The following is a 25,434-nucleotide window of genomic DNA, read 5'->3' on the forward strand; positions in this document are numbered from 1 at the left end:
TTTTCATTACAGTGGAAGCTGTTCAGAAAGAAGCGTGAAGCAGGGGGACAGTTTGTCGCATAAGGAGTAAAGTCTAAATCAGTCTTAAAGCCTGCTAAAGGACAAGGTGCTGTTGCAGACATCATTAAATTAAAATCAGAAAGAACAAAAATTTAAATTTAAAACAATGGAAGATATAACAATAGACGCATCAGTTAGAAACAGTTCGGCAGCAGTGTTATCAAAGGCATGGAAAGGTATCCAAAATGCTAAACCTTATCTGCGCATACGGGAGGCGGCCAAAGAGCTTAACACAAGTGAAGCTGCTTTACTGGCCACCACAATAGGTGAAAACTGCATTCGGCTTGCTCCTAACTGGCATGATCTGGTAAAGCGCTTGCCAGAGTTAGGGCATGTGATGGCATTAACCCGTAACGAAAGTTGTATTCTGGAGCATAAAGGAGTTTTTGCTGATATAAATGTACCATGTTCCGGTAACGGGGGAGTAGGTACTGTGATAGGCCCGATAGAAGCGAGGATGTTCTTCTTTAAATGGCATGTGGCTTTTGCAGTGGAGCAGGAGAAAAGTGGTCGCCAGCTTACCAGCCTACAGGTTTTTGATAAAGCTGGGGATGCTGTTCTGAAAGTGTACCTGCAGGAAGGCAAAAGTGATTATGATGCTTACTATCGCCTGGTGCAGGATTTCCGTTCCGAAGACCAAAGCCCGGAGCAATATACTCAGCCATATGCAGCAAAAGTATACGCCAGAGAAATTGACACCAAGGATTTTCTGGGTGATTGGTCAGAGCTGCAAGATACGCATGATTTCCATGGTATGTTAGCTAAACACAACATACACCGGCACGATGCACTGGAATTGGCACGAAACATATTTACCTTTCCGGTTGCTGCGTCGAGTACCTTACAAATTCTGGAGTCAGCAGCGGAGGTCAAGCTTCCTGTTATGATTTTTGTCGGAAATCGCGGCAATATTCAGATTCATCAGGATAAGGTGAAAACAGTGCGTGTGCTTGAGCGAGGACATAACGGCCCTGAAACCTGGGTAAATGTGCTGGACCCTTCCTTTAACATGCACCTGCGCCAGGATACAGTAGCAACTGCATGGATTGTGCGCAAACCAACCAGGGACGATATTGTAACCTCAGTGGAAGTTTTTGATGAAAACAAAGAGCTGGTGCTAAGCTTCTTTGGTCTTCGTAAACCCGGGCAGCCAGAGATGGAGGAGTGGAGAAAGATTGTTAGTGAGCTAACTCTTTTAGTAAACTTACAGAACGTATAGCATACAGCAGCTATTACTGTGCCTTAAGTTGATTCTTTGCAGGAAATATAGCTGGGTGCCTACTTTAATGCCGCTATAAAAAAGTTTACACGAATAGAACAAGTCGTAAACAATCCAACACATATAGGATAATATGAGCTTTAGGAATATTTATATTCAATAAAGCAGCCCCCTTGAATTTGTGCAATCTGATACTATTGATAAGATAAAACTATGAAACTTATTGTTTCTATAATGCTGGCTTATGTCTCAGTGGTAGTAACTCCGGCTTTTGCGCAGGGTTATGGCACTTTAGCCGGTGAGGTAACCGATGTTGCCGGTGCTCCGCTAGCACATGCTACTATTCAGTTGGAGGGATATAACATAGGAAGTGCGGCTAGTGAAGCAGGAAAGTTTACGCTAACAAAGGTACCGGAAGGCCTACAAAAAGTACATGTCTCAGCAGTTGGTTTCCAGGACCGGGTAAAGGAGATAAGTGTCAAGGCGGGGCAAAAGCAGCACCTGGTAATTCAGCTTAAAGAGAAAGTGGATGAACTGAAACAGGTAGTGGTAACAGCCACACGTATGGAACAGCATATCAAAGATGTGCCTATTCCGGTTAATGTTATCTCAGCAGAACAGATTCAGCGCATGGGTTCCGTGCGGCTCAACGAGGTGCTGGCTGAACAAACGGGGCTACAGATTATTTCAGATCATGGCACAGGTTTACAAATCCAAGGTTTATCAGCAGACTATGTGCTGATTCTGGTAGATGGGGAACCTGTGATAGGTAGAACAACAGGCGTACTGGACCTTACACGTTTGGCTGTTGGTAACATCGAACGCGTGGAGGTTATCAAAGGTCCTGCTTCCTCTTTATACGGTAGCGAAGCTATGGCTGGTGTAGTGAATATCATCACTAAAAAAAGTATCGCTCCTTTTTCCTCTACTGCCAGGGCAAGGTACAGCTCTTTTCAGACCTTAAATACAAGTGCTGATATACGTTTGAATAAAGGTAGCTTAGGATTCTACCTTTTTGCTGACAGGTTATCTTCTGATGGCTACGATTTAACTCCGGGTGAAGTAGGCCGGACAGCACCTCCCTTTACTTCTTATACCCTTAATCCTAAAGTTAGCTATTCCTTTAGCTCCAGGTTAAAGGCAAAGGTTTCAGCCAGGTGGTACACCGAAGATCAGGAGAACCTGTACGGAGTATCAGACAGTGATGTGGAGCGGATTATTTTTGAAAAGGCGAACCGTCAGGACTGGAGCCTAATGCCAACGCTGGAGTACACATTCGGTAGTAACAGTAAACTGACGCTGGAGAACTATACCTCACGTTATAAAACTGATTCAGATATGCGGTATACAGATGATGCTTCCGTGTATGATGAAAGCTACTTTAACCAGCTTTTCAACCGTTCTCAGTTTCAGTTGGATGTGCCGTTTAAGAAGCATCATATCAGTACGCTAGGCGCAGGTTATACCTTGGAAGAGGTAGAAGCTACCCGTTACGACGACCAGAACCAGTTTAAAACAACTTTTGTCTTCGGCCAGCATCAGTGGTCACCCGGAAGTCGGCTGAATATAGTAGCTGGTGCGCGCTATGATCATCATAATGCTTATGCTTCCAGATTTAGCCCAAAGCTTTCGGCAAAATACGAGGTGCTTCCCTGGCTGGCGGTGCAGGCTTCAGCAGGAGGTGGTTACAAAGCCCCCGACTTTCGGCAACTGTTGCTGAACTTTACGAACGCCGTAGCTGGCTACAGTGTTTTTGGCTCCCGTTTGGCTAATGAGGGAGTAGAACGCCTGGAGCAGGAAGGGCAGATTGCCCGAATTTTAATTGATCCTGCCACTATTGGAGAAATAAAAGCAGAAAATTCTATGGCCTATAACATGGGCTTACACATAAGTGCTCTCAAAAATATTCTTGACGTAAACCTGAATGCTTACCGCAATAATATTCACGACCTGATACAGACTTTACCAATTGCTACCAAAGTAAATGGGCAGAGTGTGTACAGCTACGTTAATGTCTCTAAAGTGGTAACGCAGGGAGTAGAGGTGCAGGCAGATTATAAGCCCCTGCATAACCTTACTTTAAGCCTTGGCTACCAGTTTTTAGATGCCAAAGATGTAGAGGTAAAAGAGAAGCTGGAGAACGGCGAAGTGTACAAAAGAGATCCTGCGACAGGTGAAGTTATGCATGTTAAACCAGCAGATTATGGTGGGTTATTCAACCGCTCCAGGCATTCCGGTAATGTTAAGATTTTTTATGATAATCAGCAGTATGACTTCAATCTCTCACTTCGAGGTCTGTACAGGGGGCGATTTGGTACCGGAGATGTCAATGGGAATCAGATTCTGGACGTGGATCAGGAATATGCCGATGGCTACTTTACATGGAATATAACGGCTGCTAAAAAACTGCTGAAGCAGCTGACTTTAGAAGCGGGTGTGAATAATCTGTTTGCTGTCAAAAATATTTATGAGCCGTCTTTATCTGGCAGAGTGTGTTTCGCAGGCCTTATACTGCATATGGGCAGTAACTAGTAATCATTCTTCAATTTTATTTTCTAATTATTTATTCATGACAACCTATATGAAAAAGTATTATCCTTTATGTTTAATGTTGCTTTCCCTTGCTGTGATGACTTCTTGTGATGACGACGATGAGGTAACTCCTGAGGCAGTCGTAGAAGTAGAAACTGTTTCTGACCTTGATGCATCCGGAACGCATTATGCTTTTTATGACCTGGAAGGCAATACCGAAGTCCCTTACACTGACTCTGCCTCTACTGAATGGGACATTGCTTTTAAAGGAACTTCTGTGCTGATTAACGGAGGTAGCAGTGGTCCAGGAACAGGAGCAGCTCAGGTAGTGGATGGTATTTTTGCGGAGATAGAAGAAGCACCGGAAACAGGGTATGTAACAGATGCTGCTGGTGCCCCTGCTATAGTTGCGTCATCTGATAAGAGCTGGTACCATTACACTGGTACGGAGGCTAATGTAGCGCAGCATGCTATTTTACCCATTGCCGGAAAATTAATTGTGCTTAAAACAGCTAATGGAAATTACGCTAAAGTAGAGATATTAAGCTATTACAAAGGGAACCCCAATACAACCACAGAGGAGTTTGTAAGCCTGAGTACAAGACCAACAAGTAAGGTTTATACCTTTCAGTATGCGGTGCAACCAAATGGTAGCAGAGAGTTTTTAGATTAGTTTGAGTTAGATCTGTGTTTTTTATTGTTAGTTAAATGGTGAGTAATCCTGACTTGGTATTTTAGGCCATAATCATCTGCCAAGGCAGGAAATATTAAGCCGTAGAGGTGCTTTTATCTATCAGGTAAAAGTAATTCTCTACGGTTTTCTATTTATGGAACATGGCCGCGGGAATTACATAGCTATCATCCCTGAAATGTTGTAACCTCTGTTCTTCCTTATGGTGCGCTACATCATGGAGTATAGCTTTTGTAATACCACAATAGTAGCAAGGGCAGGTTGAGCTATATTGTGCCGAGTGGTAAAACCAGGAATAGTTTTACTCTAAACAAGGAAATATTAAGTTACAAGATATATTGATTATATACTCACTAATCTTCTAGTTGACGTGTATCTAATAACAAAAATAGGCAGAAGAAAATTTGTTGGATGCCGAATAAACAAAAGAGTCAGGACATAAAGCTTGGACCACTAAATGGAAGCCCTATGTCCTGACTCTTTATATGGAAGCTACTAGTTAGCTGTTCCGCCAGTAACTATTGGAGCAGTGCAATTGCCTCCTTGTTCTGCTGCTGTTGTGCCAGGTCAAGAGCAGTAAAGCCACGCTGGTCTTTAACTCCTTTATCGGCACTATTGTGGAGGAGAACTTTAATAACCTCGTTACGACCAAACATAGAAGCAAGCATTAAAGCAGTACCACCATTTCCGTTTTGTACATTAACATTTGCTCCTTTGCTGATGAGCAATTCTGCAATAGCAGGATAACCTTTAAATGCTGTTCCCATCAGCGCTGTGTTGCCTGTGGCATCCTGGTGGTTAACGTCTGCGCCAGCTTCAATTAAAAGCTTTGCTGCTTCCGCGTTGCCATTGTACGCAGCTATAATCAAGGGAGTGAAACCTTTCTGGTCCTGGGCATTTACATCTGCTTTGTTTTGCAGTAGTTGTTCTATTGCAGCTACATCGCCGGTTCTTGCTGCTGATATAAGATCAGTTGACTGTGCAAAGATAGCAGCAGGTATCAGGAGGAATAACAGGTTTAATATGACTGATTTCATGGTTTAAGAATTGATTGTTATAAATGATTATTTATTTTTTATTTCAAAGATGTTATTGTCTTTAGCAGAAGCTTTACTATCTGTTTCTGACAGCTTAAATATTAGTGTTGAAAGATAAAGTAAACCAAGAATATGCAGTTAGAGCCCCACAAAACTTAAGCTACTCTTAAAACCTTGGCAGGTGCTACCACAGGGTTTTCAGTTACCAACTCCTGCAGGCATTCAATCCAAAGAGGGCTATCGTTCAGGCTTTCTACCAATTGCCAGATTTCACCGCCGTTTTCTTCAAAAAGTTCCTTGTACTCACGGCCTACCTCCACAGTAGTTTCCAGGCAATCAGCTACAAAAGATGGGGCAAAAGCCAGCACACGTTTTATTCCTTTGGCGGTAAGTGCTTGTATCACATCATCTGTATATGGCTTTATCCATGGATCATTGCCCAGACGTGACTGAAATGAAACAGTGTAGTGTTCTTCGGCTATACCTAGCTTTTCTGCTAACAGGCGACTGGTCTCATAGCACTGTGCGCGATAGCAGAATTGGTTCGTAGCATTATAAGATGTTGTACAATTGGCATGCTCGCAACTGGTAATGCTGTCATTTTTGTGCAGTTGCCGCTCTGGCAGTCCATGATAAGTAAAAACATAATGATCATAGCTTGCTGCTAACATATGTTTTTTCCCAAGCTCAGCAAAGGCTTCTATAAACTTCGGATGATCCAGAAAACTGTTGACAAAGCGAATCTCCGGTATTACCTGCCAATTGCTTACCAGGTCCATTACTTTCTGGTAAACAGAACCGGTTGTAGCAGAAGCGTACTGCGGATACAGTGGCAGTATAACTATCTTTGAGAGGTGATGACCTTTAAACTTCTCCATCGCCTCCTCTATAGAAGGACTTTGGTAGCGCATGGCTAGCTTTACTACATAGTCTTTGCCCAACGCCTTTTGCAGCAGCTCTTCTACACGGTAGCCATATATTTTAAGTGGAGACCCGTTGCTTGTCCATACCTCCTGGTATACTTTAGCAGATTTGGGTGCACGGGTAGGAGCAATAATAAGATTTACCAGTGCCCATCTGTTCATATAAGGAATATCTATTACTCTTTCATCCATCAGAAACTCCCGGAGATACTTGCGCACGTCGGGTACAGAAGGGCTGTCGGGGGTGCCTTGATTTACAATCAGGACGCCTGTTTTGCCTGTTTTACTCATAAAATGAAGTCTATGATATTTGAAATAACTGATTGAGGGAATCAATCAATATTTTGCGGTTTGTGCCTTCGCTTGCCCGCAACGTGCCGGCAGGCCTGCGTATTAGCCTGTCTAGTGTAGCTTTTGCGAGTGCTGCTGCGGCAGTTTTCTGCTCTAAGCCCGTCTGCTTCTGGAGTTCACTTTCCAGCACCGAAGCAAAAAAGCCTTTCAGCTCGCTGATGGTTTTAGCCATTGGGAGATCCTCCAGCCAGTGTGTGTAAAGTAAAGTTTCTTCGTCTATAATATTATATACTTCTGTTGTAGATGCTTCCCTGGCTTTTCGTACGGCCTGTGTCTGGCTGGTAATCTGGTCCATGTTTACCAATACTGTGTTAGGTAAAGCCGTTGCTTCAGGTTGTATGCTTAAAGGTACTGAAAGGTCTAACAGTACTCGTTTATGTCCGTTGTGATAAGAGCTTAATTGTGAAGTACCTAACTGTTCTCCGGCACTTACGCAGGAGATGATCACATCGTACTGGTTTAATTCTGATAAACGCTCTGCATAGGGAATAAAGTACAATCCCATTTTTTCGGCTAATTGCGCTGCTTTTTCATCAGTACGATTAGTAAGCGTAATGTTCCTGAATCCAAAGGAGGTAGCATATTTGGCTACATCAGTACCCATTTGTCCTGCTCCTATAATAAGCATACGCTTCGAAATGAATTCTTTTCTCGGAATAAAATCGGTTACTCTTTCCAGGGCAGCATAACCAACGGAGGCGGCACCAGAGCGAAATGCTGTTTCGTTATGTACCCGTTTGTGTGTGCGGAAAAGTGTCTGAAGTGCCTGGTGTAGCAGCGGACCACCTAATTTTAGATCATTCGTCAGTTGATAACTTTCCTTAAACTGCCCTATAATCTGCCTGTCACCAACTACCTGAGATCTTAAACCCAAACCAACTTCTAATAAGTAATAAAGTGTGTCTTGGCTTTGGGTATAGTGACTGAACAGAGGTGCATAAGCATCTTTGTCAGTGATGTTTTTAAATCTTAAAAGTTCGTCTTGTATAACAGCTGTAGGTGTATTGGCCGATTCGTAGTAAACCTCTGTACGGTTGCAGGTGGTTATTACCATGATGCCGTCTACAAACCCCCAGCTTTTAAGAGAGGTCATAAACTCCGCAGCCTCATCTTTGCTTAGCTGCAGCGCCTGTCGCCACTCTAATGATGCCATTTCGTGCGAAAGAGAAACTGCCTGGAGAGTATTCATTTTAACTTGATAATTGATGTACTGTTTAGGATTCGATGACCGCATTTACTACTGCAGCAGTTTTGTTAAATCCACCCCTGGCCCTTCCCGAGAGAAGTAATTTCATAAGAAAGGTAGAGCTTCCTTACTGGTAGGGGGCAAGGGGTGGATTTAAATATAAGAAGCTAATTACTTAATTAGCTGCCACTAAGGCTACCACGTCATTTCTGTTTAGCTTCAGTGCTTTTATCAGGCGGTTACCATAATCTGCATCAGCCTGGTAGAAATAGCTTACCATTTTGTTTACTACTTCTTTGTTCTTTACCTGGCCTAAGTCACCAGCCAAGTTGCTGATCAAGTGCTCTTTTTCAACTTTAGAAAGAGAACGGTACAGGTCGCCAGCTTGCTTAAAGTTATTTTGCTTACTGATAACCCGCTGCATGGTCTCCTCATTAATTTTGCGGGTAGAGTAGTTGTATTGGTTATCGTCCACAAAAGTTGGCTGCGTAGTGCTAGGCTGGTAGTTCACATCAGACTTGGTTCCACGGTTACTTGCTACACCATTTTGGTTGAAGTTATTCACTTCTACTAGCGGAGCGTTCACAGCAATGCGCTGAAAGTTGCCACCCAGGCGGTAACGCTGCGTATCCATGTAAGAGAACACACGGCCCTGCAATAACTTATCTTCTGATGGCTCGATGCCTGGTACCAGTGTAGCAGGAGCAAAAGCAGCCTGTTCTACTGTCTCGAAGAAGTTATCTGGAACTCTGTTCAAAGTCATTTTACCGATTGCCATACTAGGAGCAATATCTTCTGGCCAGATTTTGGTAGGGTCCAGTGGGTTGAAGTCAAATTTATCCAGGTCTTCAGGCTTTAGCATCTGTACAGTCAGCTCCCAGGACGGATAGTTACCTTTGCTGATATTCTCGTACATGTCTGCGGTGGCGTGGGAGTGGTCTTTAGCCTGCATTTGGGCAGCTTCTGCAGCGCTGAAGCTTTTTACCCCCTGCATTGAGTTCCACTTGTATTTTACGTACACTACTTCGCCCTGTGCATTTACCCATTTAAAAGCATGTACGCCGTACCCGTCTATTTGCCTCAGGTTGGCAGGTGTTCCTAAATCCTGGTACAGGTACGTGAACATATTCGTAGCCTCTGGTACATTGGAGAAGAAGTCGAACACACGGTTCTGGTCTTGCTTGTTATATACTGGCGACGGCTTAAAGGCATGTACCATATCTGGGAACTTAATGGCATCACGGATAAAGAACACAGGAAGGTTGTTGCCTACCAGGTCGTAGTTACCCTGGTCTGTATAGAACTTCACGGCAAAACCACGTGGGTCGCGGAGTGTTTCTGGTGATCCTTGCTCATGCACGACAGTAGAGATACGAACAAATACAGGCGTTTTCTTTCCCTTGCTGTTGAATAGAGAGGCTTTGGTAAACTTAGAGAAGTCGCCGTAGCTTTCAAATTCTCCATGAGCACCTACTCCACGAGCATGCACCACACGCTCTGGTATGCGTTCCCGGTCAAAAGTGGCTAACTTCTCGATCAGATTTACGTCCTCTAACAGTACCGGGCCATTTTCGCCTGCTGTTTTAGAACTCTGGTTGTTACCTACAGGCGCACCAGTGTTGGTTGTTAGCTGCTTTTGCTGTGCAAAAGCTAGCTGCCCACTTACAATAATGGTTAAAAGTAGAAGTGATTTTCTTAACATATAAGTATATGTGATGATTTAACTGCTACAAAAGTCTTGAGTTGAAGCTTATAAATCAAATTGATTTAACCTATCGTGTTATAGATTGTGTCTATTATATTATATAAGCTGTTACTGCTGAAGCTTGTATTGAGAGGTATCTACAGGCATATCAGGCAAAATATATTTGACGTAGCTAATAAATCGGCCTGTTATTCAACAATAGTTCTTGTATCAATAATTTTTATTATTTTAAATTATTTCATTAAATAATTTAACTTTATTCATATGATAATATAGGCTTATTAAAAAGAACTCTTAAGAATCAGGATGATGGTTATACTGTACTGTGTATATTTGATTATCAGAAAGCTGTCGGCTTTTATGTAAAGTAGATGAGGCTTAAGATAGATTGGGAACATCAGCTTTCTGATAATTCTCCTGTTTATATGCAGGTTTCCATGGGCAACGTTGTGCTTCATTTAACAGAGCATCATGTTGATTGTAGCCCCGGGGCAAAAGCACTGATTAACTTTGAGGGTTTGCAGCGCTTTCATAAGAGGCTTCTTGAAACTAATTACAAGTACAACAAACCTCGTTTAGAAACGTCTGCTTGGGGGGCAATGGTGATGGAGGTAATAGATACGTTTAACAACAGGCTGCTTTTTAATGAAAAACAAGCAGTTGTTGCTTGACTACAAGAGATTGGTACTTTAAAAATACTGGCGCTGCCTCCCTTTCAGATATAAACATGAAAGAGAGGCTTTTTTATGTCGCATGAGACTGAGCTTAATTCCCTGGGTAAAAGCGGATGTCCACCTGAGAGTCAAATCCCAAACCAAGTAACTCTTCCGCATGGCCTTTGTTAATGCCAATACACAACTGCCCATGAGAATTATAAATACAGCAGCAGTCACCGTCATCAACCTGGTTATAGTTGGAGTAAATGCGCCCCAAGGTTTCACGGCCGAAGTGAATTGTAAAAGTCCGGCCATGGGCAATCGTATCGATGCTTTCACGGGTAATATTTGTTATTAGGTTGCCGTAGCGGTCTACGTGTACCACATGGCCCATAATGGCATGATCGTTCAGGCGGAGCTGGCGGTTGAGCAGTTGCCTGAACTGGTTTGTACGTTCGCCCAAGACTTCTATATCTCCTCCTTTAGCCAAAAAAACAGCAGCCGAAGCCAACAGATCTTTTGCCGGAAAAGGCATAAAGCTGTTATCTGTGTGCAACTCTACCAGAACATCAGGCTTGTTGTCTGTTATAAGTGAGAGAAGACCATTGTCAGCCATTAAAAAATAATGCCCTTTGTACTTTGCTGCATGATATTTGCCACTTCTATTACCGTGTGTATCTACGGCAATTAGGTGTATGGTTCCTTCAGGAAATTCACCATAAACCGAATTTAACGTATACTCCGCGTGGGCAATGTTGAAAGGTTGTACAGCATGAGAAATGTCCACGATAGAGGCTTCCGGATACTTGGAAAGAATTTTAGCTTTCACCGCAGCAACATAGTGGTCTCTATACCCAAAATCAGACAGAAACGTAATTACAGCCATAATACGAACTATAATTTAAGTAGATTTGTATTAATATATAACAAATATAGTTATATTAAAAGAAATATTACTAAGGTACTATATACGAGATAAACATTTGGTTGAGAAAGTAATAACTCTAGAGAATATTTCTCTGATTGATTTTCTGGGGACAGAGAATCAGAACATCAAGCAACTGGCTGCTGCTTTTCCAAGCAGCAAGATTATATCCAGAGGTAACGAAATAAAGATACAAGGCCAGACGCCTGAGATCACTAAGATAAACGAAATACTTTCCTCGTTGATTGATCATTATCATAAGTTTGGAAAGATTACGCAAAATAGCGTAAACAGATACCTTTCTGACGATTCTTTTACTGACGAAGAGGTAATTGTTACTTCTCCGGATATAATTGTGTATGGCAGTAAAGGGGGTGTCATCAAGGCAAAAACACCGAACCAGCAAAAACTGGTTGATACGGTGTCTAAAAATGACCTGACTTTCGCGCTTGGACCTGCCGGTACAGGTAAAACCTATGTTTCTGTAGCATTGGCTGTGCGTGCGCTTAAGAACAAGGAGGTAAAGAAAATTATTATCTCCAGGCCAGTAGTGGAAGCAGGCGAAAGCCTTGGTTTTCTGCCCGGTGATATGAAAGAGAAGGTTGACCCGTATCTTCGCCCGATTTACGATGCTCTGGAGGATATGATTCCGGTTGAAAAGCTGAAGTATTACCAGGAAAATAAAATTATAGAGATTGCACCGCTGGCTTACATGCGTGGTCGTACCCTGAACAATGCTTTTGTGTTGCTGGATGAGGCGCAGAATACCACGCCTGCCCAAATGAAGATGTTCCTGACCCGTATGGGGCCGAATGCTAAGGTGATGGTAAATGGTGATTGGTCTCAGATAGACCTGCCGCGAAACCAGCGCTCTGGGTTAATGGAGGTACTGAACATTTTACGTGGTGTAAAAGGTATAGGCTTTGTAGAAATGAGTGCAGATGATGTGGTGCGTCACAGGTTGGTAAAAGACATTGTAAATGCCTATGCCAAACTGGAGGAAGAACGCCGCGCTGCCAGGGAAGAGGCTAAAGCTGCTGATGAAAAAGATGCAGCGCCAAAACCAACAAGAGGCCGTAAAAAAACAGCCAGTAAAGAAGCTGAAGTTTAACAGAATGAAGTGATATTAAAACCCGGCAACTCTCATCAGTTGCCGGGTTTTGTTTGCTAAATGCTTAGCTTTGCGTTTTATATTTTAGATGATTAAGCTTATAAGAGCAGAAAGCGAGCAGGATTTAAATGCTGCTTTCAGTGTAAGAGAAAAAGTATTTGTGCAGGAACAGCAAGTACCCCGCAATGCTGAATATGACTCGTTTGAGGAAATAGCGAAACATTACCTGGCTACCTGTGAAGGAGTGCCTTGCGGTGCTGCCCGTTGGCGCATAACAGAGCATGGCATAAAACTGGAGCGTTTTGCTGTATTGCAGGAGTATCGAAACAAGAATGTTGGCAGCCTCATATTGCAGAAAGTTCTAAAAGACGTGCTTGCTACACATGCAGATAAAAATGTGTACCTGCATGCTCAGTTGCCTGCAGTAAACTTTTACAAGCGCCATGGCTTTGTAGCCAAAGGTGATATGTTCAGTGAGTGCGATATCCAACATTATAAAATGTACTACAGAGGCTGATGTTGCGCTGGGCGCCATATCCTTTAGTTCGTGTAACGCTTGCCTTTATAGCAGGAATTCTGCTTTACATAAGCGCCGGTAGAGAGTTTAGGTATAGCACTGAACTGTTTGCTTTTTTTGCCGTTGCTTTTATGGCAGCGCTTTTTGCTGCCCAAAGGCTAAAAACGACGTTTGCTACTAATATAGCAGGCATAGTGGCTGTGCTGTGTTTTGTAACAGCAGGCATCTGGGCTACCGGTTACCATACAGAAATACATCACCCAAAACACCTGAGTAAGCTGGAGCAAAAGCCAGAGTATTATTTAGGTGTAGTAGATGATTATGTGGTTCAGAAACCTGGCTACCAGAGTACTGTGTTAAAAGTACTGCAAGTGCAGGCAAATAGTAACTGGCAAAGTGCGGAAGGCAGGATACAGTTATCGGTGCCGCACGATTCGGAGCAGATGTATGAATTAAATTACGGTGATGTGCTGCTCATAAAAGGAGCACCAGATCCAGTAGCATCTCCTGCTAACCCCAATCAATTCGACTACCGGCAGTACCTGGCCAACAAGAGCATCCACTTTCGGCATTACCTGCAGCCTTTGCAGTTTCAAAAAGTTACCTCTGCGCCACCTAACCCCATCTTAAGCTTCGGTATTAAGTTACGTCGCAAACTAGACAATATTCTTCGGGAGCGGATAGAAGGAAAGCAGCAGTACGATATTTCGTCGGCTCTTGTACTAGGCATAAAAGATGACCTGGATAATGCTATCCGAAATGCTTATGCTAATACTGGTACCATGCATGTGCTGGCTGTGTCTGGGTTACATGTAGGGCTTATCTATGGCCTGCTTATGCTGTTTTTCAGCCGTTATATAGGAGGGAAATGGTGGCAACGGCTAAGTGCGGCAATTATCATTTTAGGGGCACTCGGACTGTATGCCCTCATGACAGGTTTATCTCCTTCGGTTATGCGGGCAGTGGTGATGTTTAGTGTTGTTACCGTAGCAAAAGCAAGCAGAAGGAACGGAAACATTTACAATACAGTGGCTTGTGCTGCCCTTGTTCTGCTTTGCTGGAACCCTTACAGCTTGCTTGAAGTTGGCTTTCAGTTGTCTTTCCTGGCCGTGCTGGGTATTGTGTACCTGCAGCCTCGCTTAAAAGAATTACTGGAGTTAGATAATCAATTACTAGATAAAATTTGGGAGTTAGGTTCAATAGCTGTGGCAGCACAATTGGCTACCCTTCCTTTAGGTTTATTTTATTTTCATCAGTTCCCGGTGTACTTCTGGTTTGCTAATATAATAGTAGTTCCATTGGCTTCTTTTGTGCTCTATTTTGGGATAGCAGCGTTGGCATTTTTGTGGGTACCACTGCTGGGAGATCTGCTTTTTGCCATTCATACTGGTTTAATCTGGTGCATGAACAAGTTTAACCTGTTGCTGACCAGTTTACCTTATGCAATAATGAACGGCGTAGACATTAACCTTTTGCAAACGGTGCTGTTGTATGTGCTCATTCTGCTACTGATATTCTTTTTTGCAGGTCGTCGGATTAAATATTTTGCAATGGCTGTCTGTGTAGTAGCAGTTTTGTCTATTCAGGAATTGGCAGAGGTTATACAACAAAAGCATCAGCAGGAGCTGACAGTGTATAATGTGCGTGGTGCTACGGCTGTTTCATTTGTAAAAGGGCAGCAGGCAACCGTATTGGCAGATTCTTCTTTGTTGATAAGCCCAGATAACTATACTTTCAATATTCAACCTCATTTATGGCATCTTGGAGTTTACGCTCCTGAGCTACAGGAATGGGAAACGGCTTCTGAAGGTGTGGCTTCTTCTTTGCTCCCGGATGGGAATAAGCTGTATGTCTGGAATGGGCAAAAGGTGCTGCTGCTATCGGAAACTCCAAAATTTGAACCAGTGGGGGAGGTTAAAGTTGATTTTATCATCCTGAAAAACAACGTGCGCTTGAAGCCAGAGGAGTTCAAGAGATATACATTTAATAACATCGTGTTAGATGGATCCAGCTCATTTTGGTACAGGCAGAAATTGCATGAGCAGTTAGCTGCTGCAGGCTTGCCTTATTATGATGTGGTGGATAAGGGGGCTTTGGTTGTGGAATTATAGAGGCCTGCCTTTGTGCTGTATAGGAGGAACTTATCAGTTCTCATTACATCTCCTAAAAAATATTTAATTTTGCAGTATTGTGAGAAATAAACATAAAAAGAAGTTCGAGATTCTCGAAAATATCAGAATAGAGGAAATGGTGGCCGAAGGCAAATGCCTGGCGCGCCATAACAGCATGGTTATATTTGTGGGGGGCGTGGCTCCCGGCGATGTGGTGGACCTGCGTATAACCCGCAAAAAGAAAAGTTTTCTGGAGGCAGAGGCAGTTAAGTTTCATGCCTATTCAGAGCTGCGCGTAGAGCCGTTCTGCGAGCATTTTGGTGTTTGTGGCGGCTGTAAGTGGCAACACATCGGCTATGATACTCAGCTGCTTTATAAGCAAAAGCAGGTGAAAGATAACCTGGAGCGGATTGGGAAAGTAGCTTTGCCTGCTTTTGATCCTATTATGGGTTCAGCAAAAGATAGGTATTATCGCAATAAGCTGGAGTTTACGTTCTCTGGGAACGGCTGGCTAACCAAAGAGCAGATTAATTCAGGGGAAGAGTTTGATCGTTATGCACTGGGATTTCATATACCAGGGCGCTTCGATAAGATACTGGACATTCAGAACTGCTATCTTCAGCCTGACCCGTCTAACCCCATTCGGCTGGAAGTAAGAAAGTATGCTAGAGAGCATAACCTGGAGTTTTTTGATCTGGTAAAGCAAGAAGGCTTTCTGCGAAACCTCATCGTTCGTACAGCAAACACGGGCGAGGTAATGGTAATACTACAGGTGAAGCATGATGATCAGCAGGCAATAACTGGTATTCTTGATCATTTACAGGTGACCTTCCCGGAAATTTCGTCGCTGCAGTATGTGGTAAACGGGAAAGGGAATGAGACATTTCATGACCTGGAGGTAGTTTGCTATAAAGGCTTACCTTATATACATGAAGAGATGGAAGGTATCCGTTTCCGTGTAGGGCCGAAGTCTTTCTACCAGACCAATACTGATCAGGCTTATGAGCTTTACAGGAAGACGCGTGAATTTGCAGGACTGACAGGGGAGGAGCTGGTTTATGACCTTTATACAGGGGCCGGTACTATTGCCAACTTTGTAGCCAGACAGTGCCGCGAAGTAATCGGTATTGAATATGTGCCGAGTGCTATTGAAGATGCTAAAATCAATTCACAGATCAACAATATTTCGAACACTACTTTTTATGCCGGTGATATGAAAGATATTCTTTCTGATGAGCTGATTGAGCGCCACGGCAGACCGGATGTGGTTATCACAGATCCGCCGCGTGCTGGTATGCACCAAGATGTAGTGGAGAAACTGCTGCAGGTGCATCCGAACCGTATTGTGTACGTAAGCTGTAACCCGGCAACGCAGGCACGTGATCTGGAACTGCTTTCAGAGAAATATGACGTGGCACGTGTACAGCCTGTTGATATGTTCCCGCAGACGCATCACGTAGAAAATATTGTACTGTTGAACAGACGTTAGAACCTGGATACCAGACGTTAGTTGTTAGACATCAGAATAAGTAAGTTATCAATAACAGGAAAAATCTAGCATCTAAAGTCTGACATCTATTATCTAAAATAAAGTATGGAAAACGATCCGGAATTAAATGGTAAATACTTAGGCACTATTTCAAAGGACTTTGTGGTAGTGGCCGAAACGTTGAAAGAAGCATCATACCAGGTGCGGAAGCGTAAAATATCTGATTACCCTATTTTTGTGTTTAGCCGCACCCAGGTACCTGTGGGTTCTGTATTTTTAGCGAAAGAAGAAGTGGCGCTGGAGTGGCATATTAATGCCTCTTATCTGGAGGACTTCGTACAGCGCCAGCTTATAACTGAAGAGAAGGTAGACGAATTTAAAGCCGCTTACAAAGATGCAGATGAATATTGCTGCCTGTTTGTGGTAGACGGAGACTTCCAGAATTTTGTATTTATTCCGTTTCCAGAAGACTAGGAGGCAAGGTATTAGATAACACCGTTTAGGCTAAAAGCATTAAACCAATCTATATAAGCAAAGGCAAGCTAATGAAAGGAAGCTTGCCTTTGCTTTATCTAAAGTATAGTATCTAAAAGTGCTTCCAGCCCTGTGCCTGTAGAGGGAATGCCTGGCCGTGCTTATTTGCCAGGTTTATACCTTCGCTCTTTTCTGTGATCTTGCCAATAATGCTAATGTCCGGGTTGTTCTTTACCTTATCGTAGTCTGACAATGGCACTGTAAAGAGTAGCTCATAGTCTTCTCCACCGTTCAGAATGCAAGTAAAAGGATCAAGGTTGAACTCTACAGCAGTTTCAAGCATCTGCTGATCGGCAGGCAGGTTGTCTTTGTAAATAGTAGCGCCTACATTAGATTGGGTGCATATATGAAACAGTTCAGAAGCTAATCCATCAGATACATCAATCATAGCAGTTGGCTTAACGTTCAGCTCTTTCAGCTCATGAATAACATCCATACGGGCTTGTGGCCGCAGCTGGCGCCCCACAACATATTGTTTGCTTTCCAGTTCCGGTTGCATCTCCGGGTCTGCCAGAAAAGCTTGCTTTTCGCGCTCCAGAACCTGCAAACCTAAGTAAGCAGCACCTAAGTCTCCCGTAACACATATAAGGTCGTTTACTTTAGCTCCACTGCGTAGAACAGCTTCATCTTTTGCCACTTCCCCAATAGCTGTCACACTAATTACTAAGCCTGCTCTGGAAGAGGTTGTGTCGCCGCCAACCAAATCTACCTTATAATCTTCACAGGCCAGCCTGATGCCTTCATAGAGTTCTTCAACAGCTTCTACAGTGTATCGCGCACCCAAGGCTATGTTTACCGTAATTTGCGTCGGGTTCGCATTCATGGCTGCAATATCCGATACATTTACGGCCACTGCTTTATAGCCTAAATGTTTCAGCGGGCAAAAAGTCAGGTCGAAATGTACTCCCTCCAGCAACATATCAGAAGAAACGACAATCTGTTTTTCCTTGGGTTCAATAACCGCAGCATCGTCGCCTATGCCTTTTACCGTAGACGCTTGGGTAAGCTCTATCTTTTCGTTTATCAGTTTGATCAGGCCAAACTCGCCTAATTCGCTTAATGGCGTATAATTACTCATTGTCTCGTCATCTTTATCTCTGCAAAAGTACGAAAATTAAAGGAGATGGTACAGGAGAGGATGAAGCAGGAAGGGAGAGACATGCTACGTGTTTATTGAGATATTCTGAATGCTGTTGCCGTTCCTGAATATAAATGCCTTATAGATCTTTGCTTAGTAATTGCAGAAAAAGAAACATGGCATACAGTATTGTCTCGTAACAGCCTTAGTAGTCTTTCGTTTTGAAGAGAAATAACAACTTAAGCAGAATAGCCTATGCAACCAAACCTTGTCTCTCCTCCACCCTGGCAGCTTACCGGAGATGGAGTTGTCCTCCTATATCATTTCCCGGATGAGTTTAACAAGCAATATAGCTTTATGGCAGATTACCAGCAACAAGCCTATAAAGGTTGGGTAGGAGCTGTGATGATGGTAGATTATAAAACCTCGGGAGTGGGGCCATACCGGGAATTGATTTTTATTCCTGGCTTGTTTGACCTAAATGGTAAACTGTCATTTTCTATCTCCAAGATATATGTGTCTACTTACGACAGTGTGTGGAACGGCATACAGAATTGGGGAATTCCGAAGGAACTTGCTGATTTTAGCGTGGCAACATATGCTGATGGTACCAAAGAGTTTGAGGTGAGTAAAAATGACAAAACCTTCTTCGAAGCCTCTTTAAAGCCGTTTGGCATCCGGTTACCAATTACAACTAAGGTGCTTCCGTTGGTTCGGGTAATACAGCAGCTCCGCGACCAGTTACTGCTAACTCGCCTGGATGCCAGGGGGCAAACACAACTGTCTTCACTGAAAAGCATTTATAGCGATGCCAGCTTTTTCCCGCCTGTACACCAGCTAAAGCCTTTGGTTTCCATGTCTGTTCATGATTTCCTGATGACTTTTCCAGTACCAACTGTACTTTAAAAATCTGAACCTGCACTGGTTAGTACTTCTGCCTGATGGATGTTCTTGTCTCTGAATAAAGTAGTAGCTTTGCACTAATTACCATAACATAAACAACAGGCGGAGTCTGGTAAATTTACTCTGTTCTAACAAGATGCTGTGCCTGATGTGTTGATACTTGTGTCTTAAAGTTTTTATTCGGGATGAAAAATAAAGTAATACTAATTACAGGAGGTACCTCCGGTATAGGTAAGGCCCTGGCTTTTGCTTTTGGTAAAGATGGTGCGAAAGTGGCTGTATCGGGTCGTAGCCTGCAGAACCTGGAGCAGACTTCGCAGGAACTTGCTGAGGCTGGTATAGACCACCTTGCTATAAAAGTCGATGTAAGTTTAAAGGATGATTGTGAACGAATGGTGCAGGAGACGGTAGCGAAGTACGGACGCCTGGATGTGTTAATAAATAATGCAGGCATTTCTATGCGGGCGCTATTTCAGGACCTGGACCTGGAGGTAATAGAGAGGCTGATGAACACGAACTTCTGGGGTACCGTGTATACAACAAAATTTGCCTTGCCGCACATTATGGCTGTTAAAGGTTCAATAGTGGGCGTGTCGTCTATTGCTGGCTATAGAGGTTTACCGGCACGAACTGGCTACTCCGCCTCTAAATTTGCAATGCATGGCTTTTTAGAAACCCTCCGTACAGAACTACTGCATTCAGGGGTACATGTGTTGCTGGCTTGCCCTGGTTTCACGGCTTCTAACATCCGGAATACAGCACTGGCTGCCAACGGACAACAACAAGGAGAGACACCACGCGAAGAAGAAAAGATGATGAGCGCGGAAGAAGTGGCAGACCGAATTCTGAAAGCGACCAAACAGCGTAAACGCGATTTAGTGATGACCACGCAAGGCAAAATGGCTGTTTGGGTAAACAAGCTATTCCCCGGCCTTGCCGATAGATTAGTTTATAATGTAATGGCGAAAGAAAAAGATTCTCCGCTAAAACGATAAGCATTTCAGAAAGAGGAAGAACAAAAAGCTTGGGAAGCTAATTTCCTGGCCTTTTGTTCTTTTCTCCTTAAGATGCCTAACCTCAAGGAAGCTCCAGCAGGTTATTTTTCCTGATATAAGCAGTTTTGCCTTTCCATTTAATTTCGTACCAGATATCCTGTTCTCCAATAATGGGTACTTTATGGCCTTGTTTGGCGGTGGCTAACCAGGAAGCACCCGCCGATGGAGCCGACATAATGGCGACATAATTGTTCTTGATAATGCCTGCATCTCCCAGGTTCAGAAAGTTGACATAGTAGAGGATAAAGAGCAAATAAACAACAAAACCTACTTTAAAGCTTTTACTGAACCGATACCCCTGGCGCCAACGCAGTGCTGCAACAGTTACAGTTACCACAGCTAGTATTAGCATCAGTTCCAGTATGCGCATGTAGTGCTTACTAAACTGTGTCTTAAAGAACTGAAGATCATTGTACTCATAGCCGCTGAGCCTGTGTGCCTGTGCAAGTTCCTCCATCTTTCTTAATACAGAGCGGCTGGGTTCTTTTGTGTAAAAGAGATGCAGGTAGTACATGGCTCCCGTATAATCGCGCAGACCCTCTTTAATGTAAGCCATCTTCAGGAGCATTTGCGGTGAGTAAAGCTGATCATTCTCTAAGATTTGCTCGTAAAGCTTAAGAGCATCGGTGTAGTGTTGTGTTTGGAAGAGAGAATCAGCTTTATTTAATGTGAAATTATCTTCCTGAGAATAAGCTGGTTTAGCTGATAATGTCAAAAAAATAGCTAAAAAGGCAGATATTTTGAACCAAAGGTTTTGCATTTAAAAACTAAGCTGTTACTTTTGCATCGCAAATAAGGGAAACGCCCTTGAGAAAGCAAGTTAATGAAAAGATTCTGTAGCTCAGCTGGTAGAGCAATACACTTTTAATGTATGGGTCCTGGGTTCGAATCCCAGCGGGATCACAAGTAGAAAATATAAGCCTTTTTAAAACGATGAAGGCTTATATTTTCTCTGACTCTTGAAATGAGGAGCGCTAAGAATCTAAAATTAAATTTTGCTTTTTTAAATTTANTTAAAGCCAAATGGCTAGAGTTTAAAAGCCTCATAATCATAATTGATTATGAGGCTTTTGCTTTTATAATTTTTTGCTGCTAAAATTCTTCATTTTTTACCAAACCCTGAGTTTTTACGTATTGTATCTGACTAACCGTTACAACACAGATTCACCCTTATTTTGAATGAAGCCAATAGAGAGAGTTTTAGTTATAGATGATGATGAGACCAGTATTTTCCTGATTAAGCGCGTGCTTAGCAGCATTGGAATTAATAATTGTACCCAAACAGCGCTAAATGGATTAGCAGGTTTAAACATTTTAAAAGAAGCTGTTGAACATGAATGTTTGCCTCAGCTTATACTGCTGGATATTAAAATGCCGGTAATGGATGGCTTTGCCTTTTTGGAGGGGCTAGAGGGACTCCAGAATCTTAACCTGAGCGATACAATAATTATTCTTCTCAGCAGTTCACAAAGCCCATGGGAAAAAGAGAAGGCAACGAAAAGTTGCGTAACCGCCTTTCTAAGCAAGCCTTTAACAAAGGAAAAGTTACAGAGCATTATAGATTAAGCTGTGAACCAGAAGCTGGTTACTCCTTGGGAATTTTAATGTAAAAAGTTGTACCAGCCCCTTCCTCACTATCAAAGGATATCTCCCCACTATGGAGTTCTATAATGGTTTTAATGATAGACATGCCTAACCCAACGCTTTTCTCGCCTCTTATGCCTGCTCTACGGGCTGGCGTAAACCTGTCGAACAGGAACGGTTGCATTTTTGCTGGGATGCCAATACCGTTGTCAGTCACCGTTATTAAAGCATGCTCTTCTTTGTCTTCCAAAGACACAGTAATAATTCCATTGTCCTGCGTAAACTTAATGGCATTGGATATAAGATTGTTCATTACCTGCATGAACTTCATCATATCAATGTATATGAGGATTGGCTTTTTGGGGGAGACAAGCTTAAAGCTTTTGGCAACAAGCTGTTCCTGGTCCTTATAATTATCCATCATAATCGTAATCTTACTGGCTAAGTCCACCCGTTCTTTATGCAGTACCACCTGGGAAGATTCAAGAAACTCGTTATTCACAAAATCCCGGATCATGTCAGATCCTCTCAAGGCATCCTGCTTTATGTAACTTAACAGTTGCTGTATATTCACATCACCCTGGTTCATCTGCTCTTCAATGGCGCTTATTATGCCTTGTATGTTAGCAAAAGGGGTAGCCAGATCATGGGAGAGTATTTCAAGCGTAGAGTTCTTTTTGTTGTTGTACTTCATTATATTAGTGGTGTACTCTTTATGTGCTGTCACATCTTCTGCAAATCCTCCTATCAGGTTCTGGTGGTTCTTCTCATCCTGCAAAAAGCAGGCAGAAAGGCAAACCCACCTGATTTCCTTGTTAGACAGTACAATCCTAAATTCTGCCTGCGTTTGTTCATGACTCACCAATAGCTTTTGGTATTGGTGAGATAAGAATTCTTTATCTTCATCATGAACAGAAGTAAGAAAAGTTGCAGGGTTAGAAAGAATGCTTTCTGGTTTTATGCCCCAAAACTTTTCTAAGATCGGTGAGATATAGCGGAATTCGCTTCCAGTAATATCGTAGCTAAAGTATATTTGTCCGAACCGTTGCGTGACCTGTTCTATAAAGGCATTATCAGGTATATTATTGTTTTCCATTTGAGGTGCTAAGTTGGTTAAGTCTGTAATGGATGCTGTTGTTTATAGCAAACACTATGTCTATACTATTCCATAAAGTATAAAGTTGGTTCTGTGCCGTCTCCTATCAAGCTGTATTGTCTAGCTTTAAATGCTGTTTTTAATAATACTTGAGCTGCCCTAGTATGCTTACACTGTATCTTTTTGAGACTCTGAATGTATGTTAAGAAACAAAAACTCTTAAATCCAGTTCAAGAACTTTTGTGCAGCAGATAAATTAAGTATCTTTTTTACGTACTAAGAAGGAAATACTTTTTACCTACACAGTTGAACCTATAACCAAATTGAAATTGATAACGATGGACTCTTCCCCTAAAACATTTTTATTTGACCTTAACGGAACAGTTATTGATGACATGCACTATCATGCAAAAGCATGGTACCAGGTGCTTAACAACGACCTTAATGCTAACCTGACTTGGGATGAGGTAAAAGTGCAGATGTATGGGAAGAATGGCGAAGTATTGGCCCGCATTTTTGGAGAGGAGCATTTTTCTGAGGAAGAAGTTGAGAAGCTGTCTGAAGAAAAAGAGAGACACTATCAGGAAGCATTCCGTCCACATTTAAAACTGATTAACGGACTGGATAGTTTTCTGGAAAAGGCAAAGGAACATAACATACAAATGGCCATTGCTTCGGCTGCCATTCCTTCTAACATAGACTTTGTGTTAGATAACCTGGATGTCCGGCATTATTTTAATGCTATAGTCAGCGCTGCGGATGTAACAAGAAGTAAACCTGACCCGGAGACATTTATTAAAGCAGCGCAGAAGCTAGGGGCAGAACCAGCGGAATGTATTGTATTTGAAGATGCCCCTAAGGGTGTAGAGGCGGCACAGAATGCAGGTATGCAGTGCGTGGTTATAACTACTGCTCATCCTGAGGAAGATTTCAGCCAGTATAATAATGTAATTACGTTCATTAAAGATTATACTGACTCATATATTGAGGACTACTTTTTACAAGAAGCTGGAAAATAGGCTTGTAAACATCATAAAACAGCAGAAGCGGACTTGATAGTCCGCTTCTGCTGTTTTATGATGTTTAACTATAAAAGAGCTTAGAAGGCTTTGCTAACTTGGTAGTATACCTCGCTCCAGCGTAACTCATTTTTAAACTGAGTTAGTTTTGTGTCTTTATCAATAAGTACGCACTCTATTCCAGCCATTTCTGCAAAGTCCTGCAGGATTTCAGAGCTCAAGTTTTGGCTATAGCAGGTGTGGTGAGCGCCTCCTGCCAGTATCCAGGCAGCTGCGCCTGTTTTCATGTCAGGAAGTGGTTTCCAGAGTACACGGGCCACCGGTAGGTTTGGCAGATCATGTTGTGGTTCTACGGCCTCCACTTCGTTTACTATAAGGCGGAAACGGTTACCCATATCCACAACAGATGCATTAAGAGCCGAACCACCTTTTGAGTTAAATACTAAACGAACCGGATCAGCTTTGCCACCAATACCTAACGGATGCACTTCACAGGATGGTTTATCAGTGGCAAGGCACTCATCCACCTCCAGCATGTGTGAACCCAGTACCATTGAATTGTTTGGTTCGAAGTGGTAAGTATAATCTTCCATAAAGGCATTACCACCTTCCAGGCCTGTACCCATCACTTTCATGGCTCTTACAAGGGCAGCTGTTTTCCAGTCGCCTTCCCCGGCAAAACCATAGCCATCGTTCATCAGGCGTTGTACTGCAATGCCTGGTAGTTGCACCATGCCGTGCAGGTCTTCAAAAGTATCGGAGAAGCCTTTGTAGTTTCCGTTTTCCAGGAATGTGCGCAGGCCGATTTCAATTCTGGCTGCTTCAACTAACGAACTATGTTGCTCGCCGCCTTTGCGCAGAGAATCTGCTACGGTATATTTTTCTTCGTACTCAGCTATCAGGTTGTCAATAGCTTCATCGCTTACATTATTGATAACTTCTACCAGGTCACCGATACCATGTGTGTTCACAGCAAAGCCAAACTTCATTTCTGCTTCCACTTTGTCGCCTTCTGTAACGGCAACAAAACGCATGTTGTCTCCAAAGCGTACAAACTTAGCCCCCTGCCAATCGTTCCAGCCACAGGCTGCTCTTGACCAGCCGCCTATTTGCTCCAATACAGATTCTTCCTGCCAGTGGCCTACTACTACCTTGCGGTTGATACGCATTCTGGATACCATAAACCCAAATTCACGGTCGCCGTGGGCGCTTTGGTTCAGGTTCATGAAATCCATATCAATAGAATCCCAAGGAATATCGCGGTTGTACTGTGTATGTAGGTGCAGAAGAGGTTTCTTTAGAATGCCTAGTCCACGTATCCACATTTTAGCAGGGGAGAAGGTATGCATCCATGTAATTACACCGATACAATTCTCAGCTACGTTTGCTTCCTGGCATATCTGAAATATTTCCTCTGTTGTTTTAACCGTTGGTTTAAACACAACAGTAACCGGGATTTGAGATGCCTGATTAAGGCTGTTAGCAATCTCCTGTGAATGTGCTGCAACTTGGTTTAAAGTTTCTTCGCCGTATAAGTGCTGGCTGCCTGTCACAAACCATACTTCAAACTGTTTTAAATCTATCATGAAAATAAAATGTATATTTTACAATAATTAATTAACCACAAAAAAAGCGTTGCAGCAGTTACGCTG

The 25,434-nt window shown here is 42.8% G+C and carries 22 protein-coding genes and 1 tRNA gene; 14 read left to right on the top strand and 9 right to left on the bottom strand.

Annotation, left to right across the window (positions count from 1 at the left end; all coding sequences use genetic code 11):
• Positions 1-166: 166 nt before the first annotated feature.
• From LN995_RS00400 to LN995_RS00410, 3 genes are all read left to right on the top strand, one after another.
• Positions 167-1,279, top strand: coding sequence for a hemin-degrading factor (locus tag LN995_RS00400; RefSeq protein WP_229957345.1), 1,113 nt, complete (start codon positions 167-169; stop codon positions 1,277-1,279).
• 213 nt (positions 1,280-1,492) lie between these two features.
• Complete coding sequence (locus LN995_RS00405) at positions 1,493-3,811, top strand: TonB-dependent receptor (protein WP_229957346.1); 2,319 nt, start codon at positions 1,493-1,495, stop codon at positions 3,809-3,811.
• 49 nt (positions 3,812-3,860) lie between these two features.
• On the top strand, positions 3,861-4,484 hold the full coding sequence (locus LN995_RS00410) for an HmuY family protein (protein WP_229957347.1): 624 nt from the start codon (positions 3,861-3,863) through the stop codon (positions 4,482-4,484).
• Between the two features lie 536 nt (positions 4,485-5,020).
• On the opposite strand, the gene LN995_RS00415 is transcribed toward LN995_RS00410, so the two are convergent.
• The 4 genes from LN995_RS00415 to LN995_RS00430 all read right to left on the bottom strand — a co-directional run bounded on the left by LN995_RS00415 (position 5,021) and on the right by LN995_RS00430 (position 9,701).
• Positions 5,021-5,539: an ankyrin repeat domain-containing protein gene (locus tag LN995_RS00415; RefSeq protein ID WP_229957348.1), complete on the bottom strand. Its 519-nt coding sequence runs from the start codon at positions 5,537-5,539 to the stop codon at positions 5,021-5,023.
• A 155-nt stretch (positions 5,540-5,694) separates the two neighbouring features.
• Entirely contained in the window at positions 5,695-6,753 is a 1,059-nt protein-coding gene (hemH, locus tag LN995_RS00420; protein ID WP_229957349.1) for a ferrochelatase, read from the bottom strand.
• Positions 6,754-6,763: 10 nt separating this feature from the next.
• The gene (gene hemA, locus LN995_RS00425; RefSeq protein WP_229957350.1) at positions 6,764-8,002 is read right to left on the bottom strand and encodes a glutamyl-tRNA reductase; all 1,239 of its coding nucleotides are present in this window, start codon (positions 8,000-8,002) and stop codon (positions 6,764-6,766) included.
• 172 nt (positions 8,003-8,174) lie between these two features.
• A complete protein-coding gene (locus tag LN995_RS00430; RefSeq protein ID WP_229957351.1) occupies positions 8,175-9,701 on the bottom strand; it encodes a catalase in 1,527 nt (508 codons plus the stop codon).
• 374 nt (positions 9,702-10,075) lie between these two features.
• Here LN995_RS00430 and LN995_RS00435 point away from each other — a divergent pair, with 374 nt between their 5' ends.
• A complete protein-coding gene (locus LN995_RS00435) occupies positions 10,076-10,375 on the top strand; it encodes a glyoxalase superfamily protein (protein WP_229957352.1) in 300 nt (99 codons plus the stop codon).
• Between the two features lie 94 nt (positions 10,376-10,469).
• On the opposite strand, the gene LN995_RS00440 is transcribed toward LN995_RS00435, so the two are convergent.
• Positions 10,470-11,246 (bottom strand): SAM hydrolase/SAM-dependent halogenase family protein, encoded by a 777-nt coding sequence (locus tag LN995_RS00440; RefSeq protein WP_229957353.1) that lies wholly within the window; start codon positions 11,244-11,246, stop codon positions 10,470-10,472.
• A 97-nt stretch (positions 11,247-11,343) separates the two neighbouring features.
• On the opposite strand from LN995_RS00440, the gene LN995_RS00445 reads away from it, so the two are divergent.
• From LN995_RS00445 to LN995_RS00465, 5 genes are all read left to right on the top strand, one after another.
• Entirely contained in the window at positions 11,344-12,396 is a 1,053-nt protein-coding gene (locus LN995_RS00445; protein ID WP_229957354.1) for a PhoH family protein, read from the top strand.
• An 88-nt stretch (positions 12,397-12,484) separates the two neighbouring features.
• The gene (locus LN995_RS00450) at positions 12,485-12,913 is read left to right on the top strand and encodes a GNAT family N-acetyltransferase (protein ID WP_229957355.1); all 429 of its coding nucleotides are present in this window, start codon (positions 12,485-12,487) and stop codon (positions 12,911-12,913) included.
• Positions 12,913-15,024, top strand: coding sequence for a ComEC/Rec2 family competence protein (locus LN995_RS00455; RefSeq protein ID WP_229957356.1), 2,112 nt, complete (start codon positions 12,913-12,915; stop codon positions 15,022-15,024). Before LN995_RS00450 ends, LN995_RS00455 begins: the two co-directional genes overlap by 1 nt.
• Before the next feature lie 79 nt (positions 15,025-15,103).
• Complete coding sequence (rlmD, locus tag LN995_RS00460; protein ID WP_317206915.1) at positions 15,104-16,513, top strand: 23S rRNA (uracil(1939)-C(5))-methyltransferase RlmD; 1,410 nt, start codon at positions 15,104-15,106, stop codon at positions 16,511-16,513.
• A 105-nt stretch (positions 16,514-16,618) separates the two neighbouring features.
• On the top strand, positions 16,619-16,987 hold the full coding sequence (locus tag LN995_RS00465) for a hypothetical protein (RefSeq protein ID WP_229957357.1): 369 nt from the start codon (positions 16,619-16,621) through the stop codon (positions 16,985-16,987).
• A gap of 112 nt (positions 16,988-17,099) precedes the next feature.
• Here LN995_RS00465 and thiL read toward each other — a convergent pair whose 3' ends face one another.
• Positions 17,100-18,125 (bottom strand): thiamine-phosphate kinase, encoded by a 1,026-nt coding sequence (thiL, locus tag LN995_RS00470; protein WP_229957358.1) that lies wholly within the window; start codon positions 18,123-18,125, stop codon positions 17,100-17,102.
• A gap of 255 nt (positions 18,126-18,380) precedes the next feature.
• Between thiL and LN995_RS00475 the strand changes: the two genes are divergently transcribed.
• Complete coding sequence (locus tag LN995_RS00475) at positions 18,381-19,031, top strand: acetoacetate decarboxylase family protein (RefSeq protein ID WP_229957359.1); 651 nt, start codon at positions 18,381-18,383, stop codon at positions 19,029-19,031.
• Positions 19,032-19,213: 182 nt separating this feature from the next.
• Positions 19,214-20,023 (top strand): SDR family oxidoreductase, encoded by an 810-nt coding sequence (locus LN995_RS00480; protein WP_229957360.1) that lies wholly within the window; start codon positions 19,214-19,216, stop codon positions 20,021-20,023.
• Positions 20,024-20,105: 82 nt separating this feature from the next.
• Here LN995_RS00480 and LN995_RS00485 read toward each other — a convergent pair whose 3' ends face one another.
• Entirely contained in the window at positions 20,106-20,798 is a 693-nt protein-coding gene (locus LN995_RS00485) for an SH3 domain-containing protein (protein ID WP_229957361.1), read from the bottom strand.
• Positions 20,799-20,913: 115 nt separating this feature from the next.
• Between LN995_RS00485 and LN995_RS00490 the strand changes: the two genes are divergently transcribed.
• Together LN995_RS00490 and LN995_RS00495 are read left to right on the top strand one after the other, a co-directional pair.
• Positions 20,914-20,986, top strand: a tRNA-Lys gene (locus tag LN995_RS00490).
• A 276-nt stretch (positions 20,987-21,262) separates the two neighbouring features.
• Positions 21,263-21,649 carry a response regulator gene (locus LN995_RS00495; protein WP_229957362.1) on the top strand — a complete coding sequence of 129 codons (387 nt, stop codon included), beginning with the start codon at positions 21,263-21,265 and terminating at the stop codon, positions 21,647-21,649.
• A gap of 19 nt (positions 21,650-21,668) precedes the next feature.
• On the opposite strand, the gene LN995_RS00500 is transcribed toward LN995_RS00495, so the two are convergent.
• Complete coding sequence (locus LN995_RS00500) at positions 21,669-22,763, bottom strand: PAS domain-containing sensor histidine kinase (protein ID WP_229957363.1); 1,095 nt, start codon at positions 22,761-22,763, stop codon at positions 21,669-21,671.
• A 338-nt stretch (positions 22,764-23,101) separates the two neighbouring features.
• On the opposite strand from LN995_RS00500, the gene LN995_RS00505 reads away from it, so the two are divergent.
• Positions 23,102-23,782: an HAD family hydrolase gene (locus LN995_RS00505; protein WP_262910382.1), complete on the top strand. Its 681-nt coding sequence runs from the start codon at positions 23,102-23,104 to the stop codon at positions 23,780-23,782.
• An 80-nt stretch (positions 23,783-23,862) separates the two neighbouring features.
• Here the strand turns inward: LN995_RS00505 and araA are convergent, their stop codons facing one another.
• Positions 23,863-25,368 (bottom strand): L-arabinose isomerase, encoded by a 1,506-nt coding sequence (gene araA, locus LN995_RS00510; protein WP_229957365.1) that lies wholly within the window; start codon positions 25,366-25,368, stop codon positions 23,863-23,865.
• Positions 25,369-25,434 lie beyond the last annotated feature (66 nt).

The organism is Pontibacter silvestris (genome assembly GCF_020907275.1).
Classification (GTDB): domain Bacteria; phylum Bacteroidota; class Bacteroidia; order Cytophagales; family Hymenobacteraceae; genus Pontibacter; species Pontibacter silvestris.